20 protein-coding genes are annotated in these 17,376 nt (G+C 67.9%); 5 read left to right on the top strand and 15 right to left on the bottom strand.

The window, feature by feature from the left end; genetic code table 11:
- Positions 1 to 979: 979 nt before the first annotated feature.
- Complete coding sequence (locus AB0M47_RS21150; protein ID WP_363416189.1) at positions 980 to 1,981, top strand: ParA family protein; 1,002 nt, start codon at positions 980 to 982, stop codon at positions 1,979 to 1,981.
- Complete coding sequence (locus AB0M47_RS21145; protein WP_363416186.1) at positions 1,978 to 2,751, top strand: hypothetical protein; 774 nt, start codon at positions 1,978 to 1,980, stop codon at positions 2,749 to 2,751. Before AB0M47_RS21150 ends, AB0M47_RS21145 begins: the two co-directional genes overlap by 4 nt.
- A gap of 111 nt (positions 2,752 to 2,862) precedes the next feature.
- Here the strand turns inward: AB0M47_RS21145 and AB0M47_RS21140 are convergent, their stop codons facing one another.
- From AB0M47_RS21140 to AB0M47_RS21090, 11 genes are all read right to left on the bottom strand, one after another.
- Positions 2,863 to 5,052: a hypothetical protein gene (locus AB0M47_RS21140; RefSeq protein WP_363416183.1), complete on the bottom strand. Its 2,190-nt coding sequence runs from the start codon at positions 5,050 to 5,052 to the stop codon at positions 2,863 to 2,865.
- Positions 5,053 to 5,733: 681 nt separating this feature from the next.
- Entirely contained in the window at positions 5,734 to 7,290 is a 1,557-nt protein-coding gene (locus AB0M47_RS21135) for a hypothetical protein (protein ID WP_363416180.1), read from the bottom strand.
- A gap of 108 nt (positions 7,291 to 7,398) precedes the next feature.
- The gene (locus AB0M47_RS21130) at positions 7,399 to 7,926 is read right to left on the bottom strand and encodes a hypothetical protein (protein WP_363416177.1); all 528 of its coding nucleotides are present in this window, start codon (positions 7,924 to 7,926) and stop codon (positions 7,399 to 7,401) included.
- A gap of 33 nt (positions 7,927 to 7,959) precedes the next feature.
- Complete coding sequence (locus AB0M47_RS21125) at positions 7,960 to 8,379, bottom strand: hypothetical protein (RefSeq protein WP_363416174.1); 420 nt, start codon at positions 8,377 to 8,379, stop codon at positions 7,960 to 7,962.
- A complete protein-coding gene (locus AB0M47_RS21120; protein ID WP_363416171.1) occupies positions 8,376 to 8,699 on the bottom strand; it encodes a hypothetical protein in 324 nt (107 codons plus the stop codon). The genes AB0M47_RS21125 and AB0M47_RS21120 overlap by 4 nt, the downstream gene beginning before the upstream one ends.
- A gap of 188 nt (positions 8,700 to 8,887) precedes the next feature.
- Positions 8,888 to 11,080, bottom strand: a complete 2,193-nt coding sequence (locus AB0M47_RS21115; protein ID WP_363416168.1) for a hypothetical protein — start codon at positions 11,078 to 11,080, stop codon at positions 8,888 to 8,890.
- Positions 11,081 to 11,082: 2 nt separating this feature from the next.
- Positions 11,083 to 11,427: a hypothetical protein gene (locus AB0M47_RS21110; protein ID WP_363416165.1), complete on the bottom strand. Its 345-nt coding sequence runs from the start codon at positions 11,425 to 11,427 to the stop codon at positions 11,083 to 11,085.
- A 58-nt stretch (positions 11,428 to 11,485) separates the two neighbouring features.
- Complete coding sequence (locus AB0M47_RS21105) at positions 11,486 to 11,974, bottom strand: hypothetical protein (protein WP_363416163.1); 489 nt, start codon at positions 11,972 to 11,974, stop codon at positions 11,486 to 11,488.
- Positions 11,971 to 12,375: a hypothetical protein gene (locus AB0M47_RS21100; protein WP_363416160.1), complete on the bottom strand. Its 405-nt coding sequence runs from the start codon at positions 12,373 to 12,375 to the stop codon at positions 11,971 to 11,973. The genes AB0M47_RS21105 and AB0M47_RS21100 overlap by 4 nt, the downstream gene beginning before the upstream one ends.
- Positions 12,372 to 13,130, bottom strand: coding sequence for a GGDEF domain-containing protein (locus AB0M47_RS21095; RefSeq protein WP_363416192.1), 759 nt, complete (start codon positions 13,128 to 13,130; stop codon positions 12,372 to 12,374). Before AB0M47_RS21095 ends, AB0M47_RS21100 begins: the two co-directional genes overlap by 4 nt.
- A complete protein-coding gene (locus AB0M47_RS21090; protein ID WP_363416157.1) occupies positions 13,130 to 13,369 on the bottom strand; it encodes a hypothetical protein in 240 nt (79 codons plus the stop codon). The genes AB0M47_RS21095 and AB0M47_RS21090 overlap by 1 nt, the downstream gene beginning before the upstream one ends.
- Before the next feature lie 199 nt (positions 13,370 to 13,568).
- Between AB0M47_RS21090 and AB0M47_RS21085 the strand changes: the two genes are divergently transcribed.
- Positions 13,569 to 14,348 (top strand): GntR family transcriptional regulator, encoded by a 780-nt coding sequence (locus AB0M47_RS21085; protein WP_363416154.1) that lies wholly within the window; start codon positions 13,569 to 13,571, stop codon positions 14,346 to 14,348.
- Positions 14,345 to 14,902 carry a GNAT family N-acetyltransferase gene (locus AB0M47_RS21080; protein ID WP_363416151.1) on the top strand — a complete coding sequence of 186 codons (558 nt, stop codon included), beginning with the start codon at positions 14,345 to 14,347 and terminating at the stop codon, positions 14,900 to 14,902. Before AB0M47_RS21085 ends, AB0M47_RS21080 begins: the two co-directional genes overlap by 4 nt.
- A 62-nt stretch (positions 14,903 to 14,964) precedes the next feature.
- Here the strand turns inward: AB0M47_RS21080 and AB0M47_RS21075 are convergent, their stop codons facing one another.
- From AB0M47_RS21075 to AB0M47_RS21060, 4 genes are all read right to left on the bottom strand, one after another.
- Positions 14,965 to 15,432: a Pycsar system effector family protein gene (locus AB0M47_RS21075; protein WP_363416148.1), complete on the bottom strand. Its 468-nt coding sequence runs from the start codon at positions 15,430 to 15,432 to the stop codon at positions 14,965 to 14,967.
- A gap of 84 nt (positions 15,433 to 15,516) precedes the next feature.
- Positions 15,517 to 15,807 carry a hypothetical protein gene (locus AB0M47_RS21070; RefSeq protein WP_363416145.1) on the bottom strand — a complete coding sequence of 97 codons (291 nt, stop codon included), beginning with the start codon at positions 15,805 to 15,807 and terminating at the stop codon, positions 15,517 to 15,519.
- Positions 15,807 to 16,166, bottom strand: coding sequence for an AbrB/MazE/SpoVT family DNA-binding domain-containing protein (locus AB0M47_RS21065; protein WP_363416142.1), 360 nt, complete (start codon positions 16,164 to 16,166; stop codon positions 15,807 to 15,809). Before AB0M47_RS21065 ends, AB0M47_RS21070 begins: the two co-directional genes overlap by 1 nt.
- A gap of 77 nt (positions 16,167 to 16,243) precedes the next feature.
- On the bottom strand, positions 16,244 to 16,768 hold the full coding sequence (locus AB0M47_RS21060) for a hypothetical protein (RefSeq protein WP_363416139.1): 525 nt from the start codon (positions 16,766 to 16,768) through the stop codon (positions 16,244 to 16,246).
- A gap of 230 nt (positions 16,769 to 16,998) precedes the next feature.
- Here AB0M47_RS21060 and AB0M47_RS21055 point away from each other — a divergent pair, with 230 nt between their 5' ends.
- Complete coding sequence (locus AB0M47_RS21055) at positions 16,999 to 17,367, top strand: hypothetical protein (protein WP_363416136.1); 369 nt, start codon at positions 16,999 to 17,001, stop codon at positions 17,365 to 17,367.
- Positions 17,368 to 17,376 lie beyond the last annotated feature (9 nt).

Raw genomic sequence — 17,376 nt, 5'->3', positions numbered from 1 at the left:
GTCAGCCGTGCACCATCCAGTGCCCGCGCGAGCGCCAGCGCCGACAGTTCCTGCACGTCCCGCTCGTTCTGGGGCACGGCCCTGCTGCTCGCCTCCCACGCCACCCGAGCGTGAGCGTCGCTGGCGTAGGGGCCGTATTCTCCCGCCGCCAGCTGCGCCGCAAGCGCCTTGTCCATCCTCGACCTCCCCTGCTTCCCGGGTGACAAACCGCTTTGTCACCTCCACAGACCCCACGCTACGCGCGACAAATTTCTTTGTCACCCCCTTGATCTGTCAGGTGGGTGACACTGCTAGGTCTGGTTGCCGAGCGCACCTGCTAGCCGGGGTAGCTGTACGGATAGCTCGCCGGTAGCTTTCCGACCTGCACCTTTGGTGCAACATCGCAGCTGCCGACATGCACCTGTGGTGCTTGCCGTGATGCTTGCTGTGATGCTTGCCGTGATGCTTGTCGTGTGCAGTCCGTTGTGCACATGTGACGCACCTCGTTAGCAGCTCAGCGTGCATGGCAGCTGCACCACCGTGTTGCTTATGTAGTGCTTGCCTCTACCGCTGCTCATGTAGCAGCGGCGCTGCGGCAGGCGTCGCCACTCCGACTAGCAGGCCGATATGCATGCCTTGGTCCTACGCACGGTAGCTCTACCATGTCGCGTTAGGTATCTCACCTTTGGTCTGCACGTGCATTCCTCATGTCGGACGTGCTACCGGACTGGCATGACGATGTTTCTTGCCCGCATCGCACGCTGTGTTGCAGGTCGGACGTGCTGCCTAGTGTCGCTTGTGGTTGTTGCTCTGCTTTGTAGCGATGGCGTATAGCACCTGCGGCAAGCTGTTGGTGTGTGCGGATCGTTGCTGCTTCGTGCCGTGTCGATACTGGTCTTCATCACGGATGAGCTGTGAGAATGCTGCCCGTGAAGCAGAGTTTAGGGCTCCCGCGAAGAGCCCTTCGTGATAGCCGATTCGGCGAGGTTGAGGGGTCAGCATGAACGTTCCGATACCGCGTCAGCAGCGGAGTAGCCTGCCGCGCTGTGTGTGCGCGGTGAATGGCAAGGGCGGCACGGGGAAGACGTCGACGACGGCTAACCAGGCGGCGCTGTGTGCGGCTGGGGGCATGCGAGTGCTCGTGATCGACATGGATCCGCAGGGAAATCTGTGCACGGATCTGGGTTACAAGCAGCTGCCCGAGTTCGACGGCGGCCGAGCGTTCGCGGCTGCGCTGGTGGGCTGGGGCGAGCTGGCGTTCATGCGTGGTGTGCGCCCGAATCTCGACGTCATTTGCGGTGGCATGGAGCTGCTGAAAATCGTGCCTTCACTGATGACGATGGCTGCGGATCAGTACCGCTTCCGTCTGCTCGACATTTTGCAGCCGTACGCCGCTGACTACGACATCATCTTCATCGACACTCCGCCGGGCACTCCGGCGCTACAGGAGATCGCGCTGACGACGTCGCGGTACGCGTACATCCCGACCCGTACCGACGTGGCGAGCATCGACGAGGGCGTGGCGAACATCGCCGGCGTGTTCGCTGACGTCCGGCAGCACACGAATCCCGATCTGACGCTGCTGGGAGTCGTCATCGTCGCCACGACGTTCCAGGGCGAGAAGGTCCGCACGGTCGTCGACGAGGAGTCGGGGGAGACCCGCAACGAGGTCATTCCGGCGACGGCTCGTATGCGCGCGATCCGTGAGCGCATCGAGCTGATCCTCGGCGAGGCCGCACCGGTCTACAGGTCGCACGTGCGCTACGTCGAGGCGGCCGCCGTTGACGCCCGCGCTGGTGGGCAGCTGGCTCACGAGTTGGAGCAGGAAGTGTTGTCCGGGCCGTCCTGGGTGGAGCAGTTGCGTAATCCCGAGCTGCGCAGCCACCGGCTCGCCTCGTCGCAGTCGGCGGCCGGCTTGGCGGGGGACTACCAGAACATCACGACGGAAACGTTGCACTACATCCGTGAGCACGAAGAAAGGCTGGCGGGGGCAGTCGCATGACCAGCGAGGACACCACGAAGAGCAACACGCAGATCAAGCCGCCGGGTAACCGCAACCCAGCGCCGGCGCAGTCTCTGGGCGCCGCGTTCGGTGGCCCGAACCGCGGGGCAGCCGTCGCCGGCGTACTCCAGCCGTTGCCAGCGCCTGCGGCTGAACCGCCAGTGCGGACGGAGGCGGCGCCCGCGCCCACTCCGCGTCCGGTTGAGCAGAAGCCGCAGCCGACCGCTCAGGCTCCGAAACATGCCGTCGACGAGTCGGTCGACGGGGACGCCCAGGAGCAGGCGGGCGAGGATACGCAGGAGCAGAAGCAGGCCAAAGCCCGTACGCGGCGGGCGGGGCAGCGCAAGCCGTCGCGGCGCGCGGTGGGCAGGCGCCCGTCGACCTCGGCCAGGCTCGGGCATTCGCTCAAGAAGCGGCTGGAGCGTTACTCCGCCAGGACGGGTGGGCGGACCTACGCCGCGGTGCTGATCGAGGCATTCGAACTACATCATCAGGAGATCCCGGTCCTGTTCGCCCCGAAGCCGGCTGCGGCGGCACCGCTGATGCCCGCGCTCGGTCGGCTGTTCCCGCCCCGGCCGGAGGTGGTCAAGGCAGTGAGCAGCGAGGGGACCGAGCAGGTGAACTTCACGCTCACCGCTGTGGAACGCGACATCCTGCATGGCCTGCTGGATCAGTACCCAGACGTGCCGGACCGCAACAAGTTGATCGTTGCGGTGCTGCGTCGGCATCTGGACGATGTCGAGCCTGAGATCCCTTCCGACCAGCACTGATTCGACTGGCCCTGTCGCGGTCGATCGGCCGCGACAGGGCCAGTACCCGAGAGGCTTGGATTCGGCCCTGAATTCGCCGTAGAGCGCCGTTCCCGCCGCGTCAAGCTAGGGCTACCAGGCGGCCGTAACAGCGGTTGCGCAGGCCGCGCAGTAGTGCCGCTCGCGGCCGCCGTCCCAGGGCTCGCTATAGGCGGCGACCTCACCCGAGCAGCCGTGCCAGGAAACCTCGCATTGGTCGACGGCGGCCGCCGAACGCGGCGAGCCAGGCTGCTCGGCGGGCTTCTCGCGGCGCGGCCGCACCACAGCGGGGGACTTGACCTCGGTTGTTGTGCCGGATCCGGAACGGTTAGCGATCGCGCGGGCCTGGTCGCGGGCGCTGACGCCGGCCGCCGACAACTGGGTGTCGTCCCTGCGACGCTCGGCCTCGGCTCGTGCGGAGGCCTGCTGTTCACGCAGCTCAGACGCCTGATCGGCCACAGTCTCGCGGCGCAGCTCGGCCGCCAACCGGGCGGGGAAGGGCGGCTCTTCGAGGCCGCTGAATGCCTGCGTCAGCTCGTTCTTGAGCCAGCCCGCGCCACTGTGGATCGTGTCGGGCAGTGGGCGGCCGCTGCGCTGTTTCATGATCCAGGCGGCGAGTCCGGTGGCGGTCCAGTCGGGGCCGGTGTTGCGCCCCAGTACCGCCGCGATCATTTTGCTGGGCGAGCTGCTCAACTGGGGCCAGAGTCTGCGCAGGTCACGGGCTAAATCGGCCGCCCAATCGGCCCAGTCGGGACGCTGTACTCGCTTGCGTGGCTCAGGTCGCGTTGCCTGAAGCGTCCTAGGGCGCTGTACAGGGTGTGACCTGCGCTTACGCAGTGCCACATTGGATCGGGGACCATCAAGATCAGCTCGGTTGCTCCTAGTCGATGAGCGCGAAGCGCGTTCTCCTCTCCGGCCGTCAGGCCGTCCACCCACGAGGAGCGCGTGAGTCCGGGAGGGTTCTATACCCCAGTACGAACAGGAACTTAAGTACTCACAGCTAGACGCCATGCGGGGGGGGAAGAAATTTCTATCGATGTCTTGGGCTGCCGTGGCGACGCGCCCGGCGGTCTGGCGCATCTGAGCCCGCCGGGCGCGTTCGGGCCAGTCCACATCGGCACCCGAACGGCCGCGTAGCCCGTCCAGCGCGACGTAGGCGGCCGAAACCAGGCTCAGGATGGTCTGGATAAGGTCGCCGACCGTCGCGAGTGCCAGGGGCTCGCTGGCGGCCCGTAGGTCGCGGTCGACGGGGGAGCGGTGCACCGGGGCGATGTCGAACGCGGCCCGGGCCTGGCAACGGCCGGTGGCAACACGCTCGACCATGGACAGTCGGCGGCCCTGCTCGGTTCGTGTCAGCCAGCCCAGCTGCTCCATGCGCTTCCAGGCCGCGGTGACGGTGCGCTTGTCAACGCCGGCGAGCCGCGCCGCCATCGCCCGGCCGGGCAGGCTGCGGCGGCCCGAGCGCGGGTCGCAGTCGAGCACCATCACCGCGCCGACGCGGGCCAAGGCTTCGTTCGGGCGCCCACGCAGCGTCGTGCGAGCTGCGGCGTCGCGCGCCATCAGGTCTGCTAGCAGCACGATCGGACGGCCCCAGCCGCGGCCGACGAGGTAGGCGTCGACGACCGAGCGGGCGTGCTCGAGTACGCGCTCCAGGCCGGCGATGTCCGTCTCGGACTCGGTGATCGTGGAGATCCGCTCGAACTCGGCGGCGATCGCGGCGTCCTGGGCGGCCTTGACGGCGGCCTGCTCGGCCTCGAACTCCCGGCGGGCCCGGTCCAGGTAGGTGAAGCTGCACAGCCAGCACTCCGGTGTCGGCTCGCTGGCACCGCACGCCGGGCACAGGTCGGTGTCCAGCTCGCCGACGCTGTCCCAGTAGGCGGCCTCAGCCGCCCGGATCGCGTCGGCTACCTCGCGGTCGCGGCCGCCGCGCCAGCACGGCACGCACAGCGGCTCAGAGCCGGATCCGGAGCGCGGCTCGCCGTAGCGGTGGACCCCGGCTCGGGCGCACGCGGCGCAGGGTCGGCGGTTCCAGGCCGGGTCGACCGGCCGGGCCTGACGGGGGATGCCAGGCAGCTTCAGACCTACCTGGCCGTTCCAGTCGGTGCCCGTGACCAGGGCCATGGCGGTCGTGGGGGCCGTGGCGAGCGTGGTTTCGCGGCGGCCGCCGCCGCGTAGGACGTAGTCAGGATCGTTGCGATGAGTCAGGCAGGCATCCGCGCCGGCGGCTGCAATCACGTACTGCCCGAACCGCGCCGCACACACGACGCAGTGCGTCGGGTGCATGACTTCTGACGTGCCGTCCTCGGCACGCCGAGCGTGATTTATGGCCCGGTGGTCGCGCAGGACCTCCGGGTTAGGTACCGTACGAGGCGGGTGAGAGCCCATAAGCGTCACCCACCCACAAACTTGATCACGAGATCGCACCTCTGATCAGGGAATTTGGTGGGGTTGGCCCTTGGACTGCTGTCTGCTTGCCGGCTTGAAAGCAGTCCAGGGGCTTTTTCTTATTCTGTTGTTGATCTTGCTCGGGTGACGCGTCTCGCACCGGCGTCGGTGGTCATCTTCGCCTGAAACCCCGACTTCTGCGGAGTCGGCGCGCCGACCGGGTTCCACGTCCGGCACGTGTCGCCCGTATCGGCATTCGTCCTGTTTGGACCGTTCCTGACAGTCGCCCGTCTATGCCCGCACACCCCTGCGGGAACGCCGGTTCGGTGCCGCCGTGGCGGCGGTTCGGTCCGGTTCGGGGACTGATCCGAACCCCGGCCGAACCAGACCCGAACCGTTCCGAACCACCTTCCGAACCGGGCCGAGCCAGGTTCGGAAAGCGGCCGAACTCGGCTCGGTGCGCACTCGCGCACACTCGCGCCCGTCGCGGTCTGGACGGCCGCTGCGGCGGGATGGCGGGCAGGTGGTTCGGAAGCAGCGCCGGTACCAGCGGCGCCGCTTCCGAACCAGTTCGGGCCGCTACGCAACGTGAGCCCCGTTGATCGGCGTGCCCGACACCGGCGCGTCCAGGCCGGCCTCCGCCGCCCACCGCTTGACCCACCGGCTGCACAGGCTGTCCGACGCGCCCGAGGCCATCTTCAGGTCCTTGGGGCGCGGCATGTTACCTGCGGCGATCTGCTCATCCCAGTACGCCCGAGCGAGCTGGATCTTGCTCGCGGTGGGCTCCACCGTCTCGTCTTCGTCGGCGTCGTCAGCGTCGTCTTCGTCCTTCCCGAACTGGTTCGGGTCGGGTTCCGCAGCGGGCTTTCCGTCACTCTGCGCATTGGCTCCGGCGGTCCAGACGGCCCGCAGCAGCGCCTCCAGGTCGGGCTTGCTGGGGGTGGGCTCGCTTGTGGTTTCGAACCCGGATCCGAACTGGCTCGAACCGGTTCGGTCGAGATCCGAACCACCCTGGTCGAGACCAGAACCACGCCCGTCGAGACCCGAACCGGCGCTCTGGAGGACCTTCTCGGGTTCGGCCGCCGGGCTCCAGGAAGGGACCGGCCGGTTGTCCTGGCCGTCGCTGGACGACGGCTCGTCAGCGTCGGTTCGGTCCGCCGCGTACGTGGTTCGGGAGTCGGTTCGGTCCGCCGTGACGTCGGTTCGGTCGGTCGTGCCGACCGGCAGGGCGGGAATCTCGGCGGCGTCCAACGCGGCTCGCCCGGCGCGGATCGGCTCGCGCTGGGTGACGTGACCGCCGACGCGCACGGCCGACAGCTCGGCGGCCAGGATGGCGGTCAGGCCGTCGTAGTCGGCCCCAGCGCGCAGCCGCTCAGCGACCTGGTCCATGTCGTAGGTGAGGATGGCGATCTCGGCCATGTCCTTACCCACGGTCTTCTTCAGCCGCTTTTGCAGGGCCGCCGACAGCGCTTCGTTGCGCTTCTCCTGCCGGGTCACGATCAGCGCCGCCTCCAGCGAGCCGTAGAGGCCCAGCTGCGGGTACGCCCGAGCCAGGCTGCGGGCCCGCCGGGTCAGCAGCGGGTGACGCAGCCAGTGGCCCCACAGCTCGTAGGAGGGGGTGACCGCGGCCAGCTGGTTCTTGGCGCGCAGCCGGTCGCGGCGGCGGTTCTCCATGTCGGTCCACCAGCTGATGAAGCCCAGGGCGCTCATCAGGGCGAAGAATGCTCCGAGCATCCAGTTGGTGTCCCAGTGCGAGACCAGGTTGAACGTGATGGCCGAGACGGCGACCAGTACCGCAACCACCCGCGAGACGGTGGCGTTCTCGCCCAGACGCCGGCGTACGTCGGCGTTGGACAGGAACGACACGCCGCCCAGCTCCAGGGCGATGACCGCGCCGAACGCGACCAGCCACCCGGTGCCCAGCTTCTCGACCACGCCGGACGCCTGGCCGACCAGGGCCAGCAGCAGCACCACGACGTAAAACACCTTGCGCTGCTTGCGATCCAGCCGCACCGCCTTGCGCAGGCTCTCGTCCTCTTCCTCGGCGGCGGCCGAGGCCTCGCCGTCGAGCCGCGACAGCCGCTCCAGCAGCTCCGGCTCAAGACTGACGATCATTCGTCCATTCCCCTCAGTCATGCGACAAACTTCTTTGTCGCTGTCGCTATCGTAGTAGCGACAAACTTCTTTGTCGAACTAGTGTCGGCTGGGCGACAGTTCGAGTCTGTACGGTTCTGTCCAGGCTGGTCAGTGCCGGTGAGTGACGGTGACGATCGTCTGGCAGACCCGAGGGCCGGCCTTCGCCGCGATCACGGCAACCACGACCAGGCCACCGATGACGAGGACCAGGTTCGACGCCAGCCACGCCAGGGCGACCGCGACCGCCCAGGCCAGCACCGCCAGCACGATGAACGCGAACGCGGCCGCCACGAGGGCCCGCCGGGGCGTCCAGAACGGCGGCTGCACGGTGCTGGCCTGCCGGTGGGCGATCGTGCGTGGAGCGAGCTGGACGACCAGGGCGTAGCGGCCCGGCGTGCCGTCTGGCTGCGGAATGTCCGCATGCACCAGCCGTCCCTCGGCCCGCCACTTGGCCACGTGCTGGTTGAGCTGGTGCGGAGTGCCGGTCACCATCACCCGGCCGCCGGTCAGGCTGATCAGCTCGGCAGGGGCGACTGTGGCGACTGCGTTCAGGACGACCGGCGCGGGCCGGTCGCGCTGCTCCACATAGAAGGTGGGCCGGGCCTGGATCTCCCCGTCGAGAGCCCGACCAGGCAAGGGCTCAGATGATCTGTACTGCGTGGACATTGATCATGCCTCCTCGCGGGTGGGCTCGTCGACGCCGATTTGCTCGGCGGCGTAGACGAACCAGGGCTGCTGACGGCGGTTGAAGCGGATCTTGTGGGGCTTGGTCTTGGGGAACTGGTGCAGCTGGCGCATCTTCTCGGTGCGCTTGCCCCAGGGGTCGTTGGCTGCGGGAACGTCCAGGCGCAGCCGACCGCGCCGCCACCAGGCGGCGGTGCGTAGGTCGCCAGCGCGGATCGCCCACAGCGGGAAGCTGACCTGCCGGGGTCGGCCGTCCTTGCGGTCGCGGCTCATCAGCAGCCAGCGCAGCGTCGTGACCTGCACGGTCACCATGCCGTCGCCGTGCACGGTCAACCGCCGGTTGAGACCTTTGGCGTCGTACACGAGCGGCTGGGTCATCTTGCCGAGGATTGCCAGGGTCTTCATCGCCGTCCCCACTTCCACCAGGCCAGCGCCGCGACCGCGATCGCGACGGGCAGTACGAACCGGCGCGCGGACTCGGCCAGGGCCGCGAGCCAGGCCCGCCGCACCACCGGCAGCTTGGCCCGAACGTCCTGGTAGTCGGCCCAGGCGCGGCGCTCGCGGGCGTGCCCGGCGCCGGCCAGGCCGCCAAGCACCGACGCCGCCACGGCGGCCGCGGCCGCGACCGTGATCACCGTGGCCAGGCGTTGATCACGCACGAGGCCGCAGCCCCACACGCAGCCGATCACCGCCAGCCCGGCGGCGATCATCACGAACTTCTTCACGTCACGTCCTGTCGTAGGGGTAGCGGTGCCCACGCGAGCCCACGCACGCCACGCCACGCACGCCACGAGCGGGCGCGGGCCCGTCTCTAACGCGCGCGCGCGAATCGGCCCCTGTGGGGGTCGTGGGGTGGCGGTCATGGGGAGCGTGGCGTGGGCCGAAACCCACGCCACGCGGGCCGTCAGGGCGCTCATGCGGCTGCTCCGGCCAGAACTGGGGGAGCGGCCAGGATCTCGTACCAGCCGCGGCTGTCGGAGCGGCGCAGCCACTGCGGCTGCTCCTTGATGAACTCGCCGAGGACCTTGTCCAACCAGGACGCCTTGTAGCCGACCTCGCCTAGGACCTCGCCCATCATGGATTCCTTCTTGACTAGCACGATGCCGCGCTCGTACAGCCCGGCCAGCCAGGTCCGGACGTAGACGCGGGCCTCGGCTTGCGGCATTTGCGGCGTCAGGGCCAGCCGCATGCCGCCGGTGTTCTCGCCCGGGTGGATCTCGTCGCGCAGGTTCACGCCCGCCAGCTCGCCGGCGACGTCGCCGGGAACATCCGGGTGGGCCAGGTCGACGTCGTCGAACTCGTCCAGGTCCGAGCCGTCCTCGCTGTCCAGCTCGTCGTTGAGGTCCTTCAGCAGCCCGTCGACGTCGTCCGGGTCGTCGTCGAGCGGGTCGACGTCGACGTCCTCCGCAGCGACGGCCAGGTCGTCCACGTCGGTGTCGTCGAACTCGTCCAGGTCGTCGTCGGGCTCGTCGATGTCGATCAGGTCGTCGTCATCGGCGGCGGGCCGGTTGACCGGGCGGGCCGCCTGGGTTGCCACCACCGATCCGGCGATGACCGGGTGCGGCGTCGGCTGGGCCGAGGACATGCCTCGGTCCCGCAGGTTGATGTAGTGCTCGGCCCACTGCGCCAACAGCTTGTCGTCCGGCTTGAACGTGCGGGCGGCCTCCGACCACTCCTCGCTGGGCACGCCCGGCGCGGTCATGTAGATCATGCCGGGCTGGTGGGCGCCCCACAGCCAAGGCGATGCGCCGGCCGCCAGGACCTCGTCCGGCAGCGCCATATCGGCGTCGTCTTCGGCCTGCACGCCCAGGCACATCTGGGTGTTGAAGTTGGACCGCGCCGACGTCGGGAACCGGTCGTAGCTTGCCCGCTGGAACCCGCCCACGAAGTGGATGCCCAGCGAGCGGACGGTCTCCGACAGGTTGACGAAGATCTTTTTCAGGTCGGTGGCGACGTCTGCGAACTCGTCGCAGATGATCACCCTGAACGGGATGTTGGCCCCGGGCATCCACTCCTTCATGCCCTGCTGGCCCAGGATGCGCGACCGGTCGCCGAACTCGTTGTAGAGGTCGTGCAGCGCCTGGGCAACGCCCTTGCGGGTGGACTCGTAGCGGGCCGCGCCCCGCTTGACCCAGTCGGGTTCCTGGTCGGCCTTGCGGCTGTTGAGGTACCAGTACTCGACCTCGGCCTTGGAACCACGCGACAGGACCCCGTCGATGAGCAGCATCTGGATCAGGGCCGACTTGCCGGCGCCGCTCATGCCGGTCACGGTCGCCACCGACGCGTTGCGGCCCTGGCTCGGGTCGCCCGGCATCCAGTACTGCAACGGATCGCCGCCCCGGCGTACGCCAAGCACGACCGGGTCGAGCACCGTACCGCCGCTGCGGATCGACGGCCCCGGCCACGGCGGCGAAGTCTTGAGCGGGTTGTGCGGTGCCAGGACCATCTGGCCGGCGTTCGCGTTGTCCTTCGACGGAATGATGCGCACCGCGTCCGGCGGCAGGTTGTACATGCTGGCGATCGCCGTCGCGGATTCCTGCAGCTCGGTCGCCGAGACGCCCGGCTCCATCTGGTAGGCGGCCTTGACCTGCCCGCCCTGCGTCGTCGTGATCTCGTTGATCCCGCGAACCTTCTCCAGAGCCCCACCGAGCTTGTCGAACATGCCCGTCCCTGGCTCACCCGGGCCGTGCTTGAACACCGTGTAGACGTTCGCCCCGCCGCAGGCCAGGATCGCCAGCAGCCCGTAGAAGGCGAACGGCCGCCAGGTCAGGTCCGGCAGGCCCGCCAGCACCCAGGACCACAGGCCACCAACGGCGACGCCGCCCGTGGCCAGAGTGCAGGTCAGGTTGCCGCGCGGCCGCGTCGACCGCCACGTGATCGCCGCGAAGCCGGCGTACACCGCAGCGGTCAGCACCGACCACATCCAGGAGAACGCCGAGTCGCTGGCCAGCCCGAAGCGGACCACGACGGCCAGGACGACCATCGCGACCGCCAGCAGCCACGGCAGCAGGTACGGCATCGGATTGCCGGAGGCAGAGGCCCGGATGCCGCCGGCCGAGAACCCGAAGTTCCCGCCAGCACCGGGCTTGAGCGTCATCTTCGCCATGGTCAGCTCCCGAACGTGATCGTCTTGTTGCCCGCGCGGCTGGTACGGCGGTTAGCCGCCTGGATCTCCGCCTGGTATTCGACCTGGAAGCGTCGCGCCGCCAAGGTCACGTAGCGGCAGATCAGCATCATCACCGCAGCCGCCAGGCCCAGCGGCCGCACGACCTTGTGCCGCCTGCGGACCTTGGCCCGCTTGTCGTGCGCCTTCAACATCGCCGACAGCTCAGCCGCAGTGTTCGCGTACTCACGCGCGAACATGAGCATGAGCTTGCGCTGGTACTGGAAAAATTTGATCAGGTCCTCGTCGGTCTGGACGTCGTCGATGGTGGCGATCCGGACGATCCTCATGCCTGCCCCTCCCCGGTGGTGGCGGCGGCCCGTACGGGCCGCCGCGTGGTCTTCATCGTCACTGCGCTGCCGCCTTGGTCAGCGCCTTCAGCTCCGTGTCAGTCGGCGTCCACAAGCGACGCCCACCGGTCGCCAGCACCGGGCGGGCCAGCGGCACGATTCCGGTGAGCTGCCAGTGGTACAGGTCGGGATCGTCCTGGCCCGGGTGCTGGCCCCAGCCCCAGCAGCAGTTGTCGGCGGCCAGGTGCACGTCGATCAGCTGGGCGATTGCCACGAACGCGCCTCGCTCGATGTACTGCGCGTCGGGCGTCAACTTCGGCAGAGCCGCGCCCTTCCGGGGCCGGTCCAGCCACCATGTGCCCCACGCCCGCAGCATCTGCTGCGACCGGGCTCCCACCGGGTCGAACTTCAGCCCGGCATGAATCGCCAGCAGCCCGCGGTAGGACGTCGACCAGGACCGGTTCTCGACGACCTTGCCGGCGTGCGCGATCGCCCACGCCCACGGCTGGCGCACGGTCAGCGCCTGCATCACTTTCGGGCCGGTCACCAGCCACCCCCAGGGGTGAGGCTGGCGACTCGGGCCGCCAGCAGCTCGTACCGCCACCGCTCGGCCGCCGCGAGGAGGGTCCAGCTGACCGCCTGAACGCGGCGGCCGTGCACCCACACCGACAGCTGGTCGCCGCCCGGCAAGTGCCGATCCAGCTCGTGCATGAGGTCGAGGAAGTCGGTGAACATCGCCAGGGCCTCGTCGGCGAGGGCTTCCGTGGTCTCCCAGGTGTTCCCCGGCCGCAGCGACTGCACCGCCGCGCTCACGGCCTTGTGCAGGTCTTTGCGCGTCAGCATGCTCGGATTCGGGCCGACCGCTGCGCTGAGCAGGATCCCGGCCTTGGTCAGCACGTCCGGGCCGAGGTTGGCTGTACGCGCGTCGGGAACGGTCAACGTCGTCATCGGACACCCCCGGCGAACACCAGCGGTACCGAGTCCAGGTCGGCGACCGTGACGGTCGGGCTGCCTGGCAGCTGGACCGCAGTGGCGGCCGGCGGCTGCCACACCTCCACCTGCTTCGAGCCCTTCGATACGTAAACAGCGAGGTCAGCCCGATCCAGTAGCGTCGTCAGGTCGACGGTGGAATCGCCGTCGACCAGCCCGACCGACGTCGTCACGGTGATGACCAGCTCGGCGGCGTCGCCGTCAATCTGGTCGGTCGACGCGGGCTCGATCAGCGTCGGGTCGGCCTGGATCCGGATCGGGCATGCGACGCTCTCCGCCACGCGCTCCATCACCGGCGCTGCAATGTCGGCGCTGTAGGGCGCGATGATCGCAAACTCGTCGCCGTGCATCCGCATCGCAAGGCCGTGCTCTCCGGCGCCGATCTCCAGCCGCCGAGCGACCTCCTGCAACACGAAGTTGGCGTTCTCGTGGCCGTACCTCTTGTTGACCGCCCCAAACTTGTCCAGATCGAAGCGGACGAGCGACCAGGAGCCGCCCTGAGCCTGCCGGGCGGTCAGCTCCTCGATGAGCGTGCGCCGATTGCGCAGACCCGTCATCGGGTCGACATGCTCGGCCATCCACAGGCTCGCCCGCAGCTCGTCCAGCTCGGCAAGCGTCCTCCGCTCGCGGCGGATCGATGCCCGCACCGAGATAGCGATCAGGCCAAGTCCTGCACTCGCAGCGGGCAGGGCGGTGATGAAGTTGAGGTCCATCACGGCCGACCTCCTCGCACGATCTGACGAATGCGCGTGTAGGTCATGCCGAGCGTCGCGGCGAGCACCCGACCGCTTACACGACGGGCGACCAGTTCCTTGAGCGCCAGCTGGCGCTCGGCGAGGGCAGCTTCGTACTGCTTACGCAGTGCACGAGGGCGTAGCGCCGTGGTGATTAGTTCGGCGTTGCTGAGGTTCGCCAGTTCTCCTGACGAAGGGTTGTGGACGATGATGGTCATGGGTCGGGTTCCTTTCGACGGGGCTTTTCGACCCTGAGGTCCGGATCGTTGCGAGCGGTCCGGACCTCGCTACTACTCATGTACGCCCCAACGCCACTCCTGCGACGTTGTACGTACAACAGCTATTGCATCGACGGTAGGCGAGGGCGCGGTACGTGTCAATGACTCTTCAACGGCGTTGTACGTACAATCCCGGGGTATGAGCCACCCACCTGGGATTGATCTCCACTCTCGACGGCCTCTGGCCGAGCAAGTCGCCGATGTCTTGCGGCAGCGCATCGAGTCTGGGAACCTCCCGCCCGGCAGCCGCCTTCCGGCCGAGCAGGAGATCGCTGAGCTGTACGGGATCTCGCGCGACACGGTCCGCCGAGCGCTGACCACCCTCACACAAGAGGGCCTAATCCGGGTTGCCCGCGGCAAGGGCCGGATGGTGCGAGAGCACAGTCGGATTCCGTGGTGGCCGCAGCGGTTCGAGGCGCTCAGCACGCGACAGGACACACCTGAAACCGGGCTCGATGCGTGGGCGGCTGATATCGCGCAGCAGGGTAGCGCGCCGCGCCAGGACGTCGAGGTGAAGATCGTGGAGGCTCCCGCTCTCGTCAGCGCGAGGCTTGGCCTCGATCCAGGTACGTCTGTCGTCTCTCGCCGGCGAATCAGATTCGTCAACGACCTGCCCAATCAGATCGCCGACTCCTACTACCCGATGGACGTGGCGGTGGGCAGCCCGATCATGACCCCCGGTGACGTCACGATTCCTGGCGGCCTGATGGCGGCTGCTGGGCATCCCCAGGTCCGGTTTGTAGATGAAATCGTGGGACGGCTCGCCGATGCCGAGGAGCGCCAGCGCCTGAACCTGCCACCTGTAACAGCGGTGGCCGAGCACGTCAGAACGGGTTTCGACAAGGCTGGTCGGCCCGTACGCGTGATTATCACGATCGGCGAGCGCATGACGATCATGTATGAAAGCGATGGTCAATGAGCAGCAGGTTCGTTGTCCGCCAGGCAACTGGCAGCGACGTTGACACGATCATCGAGTTGCGTGAAGAGGCTGAGCGGTGGCTAGCGGCCAAGGGTGTAGCCCAATGGACCTCGGACTACAGCGACTATGCCCGCTCGGTCCTCAAGCAGTTCGTCGATGACGGGAGCGCCTGGGTTGTTGAGAACCACGGCATAGTTGTTGCCACGTTCAGCCTGTACGCGCAGCCCGATGAGGACTTCTGGGCCTGGTCCGAAGATCGGCACGATGCGCTCTACCTGTCGAAGCTCATCGTTCGCCGCTCTCACGCCAGTCAAGGCATAGCGGACGCTGCGCTGAACTGGGCCGCGACCCGAACCCGGGATTCGGGCAAGCGCTGGCTTCGCATCGATGTTCGACGCGACAACATGGCACTCCAGAGCTACTACTTGGCGCGAGGCTTCTGCCACTTGCGCACATGGCACGCCCCAGAGCGCCGGACCGAGTCCGGTTGGCTAGCACAACGTGCGGCAGGACTGGTGCTTCCAGCCCCCGTCAGCTTGGCGCACGTTTCTTAGCTGAGGCGGCAATCACATGAAGACCCCAGCCTTCCGGCTGGGGTCTTCATGGTTCTCGCTCGTCAGTGGGCGAGCTGGACGGCAAGGGTGACAAGCAGGACGGCGACGCCAGCGGCGAGAAGCCAGACGGCCTGCTGGACGTTGCGGTACTTGGCCAGCGCGAGGCGGGCCATGCCGGGTAGCTGGCCCGCACGGTGTGCGATCACGGCGTCCGCGTCTGCGTACGACTCGGCGAGCTGCGCCGGCGTCATGGTGGACTGGTCGTACAGCGAGCCGGGAAGCCGGGGCAGCCGCGGATAGACCGCGACCAGCAGCGCGGCCGCACTGGCGGCGTAGAGCGACTCGGCCAGCCAGCCGAGAACTGCGGCCGCGCCCTGCAGCTGGGTCAGCAGGACGGAGCCGACCAGTCCGAGCAGGACGCCGTCGATGCCGAGCAGGGTGCCAGCCTTGGCGTCGACGCGGCCGAGCTCGGTGCGCGCGTCGGAAATCGCGGCGCCGATATGGTCGGCTGTGCGCAGGTCAGGGGTCATGATTGATCTGCTCCTTCGGAGTCGCGAGCGGTCTTTGCTTCCAGGCGGGGCCGCTCGTGTTGTCGGTCGGTCGGGAGATCGCGGTCAGGGGCGGTCGAAGATGTCGTGAGTGCCGATGCGGCGCCACACGATGTGAGGCTCGCCTTCACGGACGGGATCTCCGTACTCGAACGTCGCGCGGCCGTCGTCGGCCCACGTCATCTCCCAGATGTCGTCGTGGCCGGCCATCTTCTTCACGCGCAGCCCTCTGCGGAAGCTGCCTGCACGCAGGTCGGTGACGAAGTTCGCGACGGCTCGGCGAAACGCGGCCTGCTGGGCGGGAGTGAGCTTGCCGAACTCGCGCAGGAAGCCAGACAGGGCAAGGAACGTCGGCATCAGTCGTCGCTGCCCAGCGCCTTCAGGAACTCCTCGTCGCTGTCGTAGCGCTCGAACTCACCGCGAGCCAGTTCGGCGTCGGCCTCGGCTTCCTTCGCCTGCCATTCCGGCGTCCAGAACCACTCCTGGTCACGGGGGATGATGGCGGCCGGGGTGAGCACGATGCTGCCGTCGCGTTCGGTGACGATCACCTGGTCGCCTTCCTCCAGATGTAGCTTCTCGCGGACGGCCTGCGGCAAGGTGATGCCACCCTTGGCACGCAGGGTGGCGGTCATGGTGTTGCGGCCGCGGGCTTCCTTGGCCCGAGACGGCTTGCCGTCGCGGCGGGCGTCGGCCCCAGCGTGCTGTACCTCGGTCATAGACCCAGTCTGACAGTCAGACTTTCCAACTGTCCAACACTGAGTCGTCTGACAAGCATTTTTGTCGAGAATGCGCCCTACGTCACGATCGCCGGCTCGTCGTCGGCGTCGATGCGGTCAAGCGCCCTCTGGGTCTCGCGAACAGCAGGAACGATGCGGCCCGCTGCGAGCAGGCGTATATCGATCGCTCTGGCCATCGGCTCAGCCAGATCCTTGATCCTCTTCGCTTGGTCCGCGCGCGTACGGCGCGACAGGACCAGGCCGTGAACCGTCATGATGTAGCGCATTACGAGATCTCGCAGTCGCCCTGGGTACGCTCCGGCGTAACGCCCGGCGTTGAGGAAGATCTGCTGAGTGAGATCACACAGCTGGTCGTAAGCGCGGCGGCGATCCTCGAGGACGCGCAGGCGAACCTCGGGGTGTAACTGCTTGGGCAGATCTTCTGCCAGCCACGCGGCGCATAGCGCCAACTGCAACAGCAGCGCCTCAAGCTCGCGGCGGGTCGTACGCCCCTCGTTCACAGTGTTGATCAGCGGTCGGAACACCCACTCAACCACCACGAACGTCACCAGGCCACCGGCCACACCGCCCCAGAAGTTCACTTGGCGAGGATAAGAGGGACCCGCACCGGCACTAGACGTGAAGCGACCCCAGCTCGACGGGGGACGGGCTGAGGTCGCTGGTCAAGTGCCGGCGGGTGCGCCACCGGCACGCGGCCAGCGTAGGCAGGCGTTGAGGTCGCGTGCAGCACCCGGAAGGTTGAAGCATGTCGAGGGTCTGTGCCGCCGCCGCAGCTCTGAATCCGCTGCGGTGGCCGCTACGCTGCTGGCCCATGGTGTATCTGCCGAATCCGCCGACGACAGCGCCGGGGTGCCTGGCCCAGTTGGCGCTGTACGCGTCGCACCGCGACTACATCAACTCACTGCCTGGCAGCGGTTTCCAGATCGGCTCGATAGTCAACTGCGAGCTGGAGGACGCTCACGGCGGGCAGCATCTCGCCCAGCTGGCCGGCGCAGGAACGCCTGGGCACCCGGCCGAGGACCTGTGGGTGTATTTCGAACGAGCCGAGACCTACACCTCGATGGTGTTCGCACCCAGCTGCACGGCCGAGTACGGCGTGAACGACCAGTACGACAACGTCCCGTGTACTCACATCGCTGGACATCCGGGCGCGCACAGCTGGGACATCGAGCCTTCCTGACCAGGCTGC

Source organism: Hamadaea sp. NPDC051192 (assembly GCF_040682475.1).
Lineage (GTDB): Bacteria > Actinomycetota > Actinomycetes > Mycobacteriales > Micromonosporaceae > Hamadaea > Hamadaea flava.
Note: the sequence above shows the minus strand (reverse complement) of the source record. Positions and strands in the feature narration are given on the sequence as shown.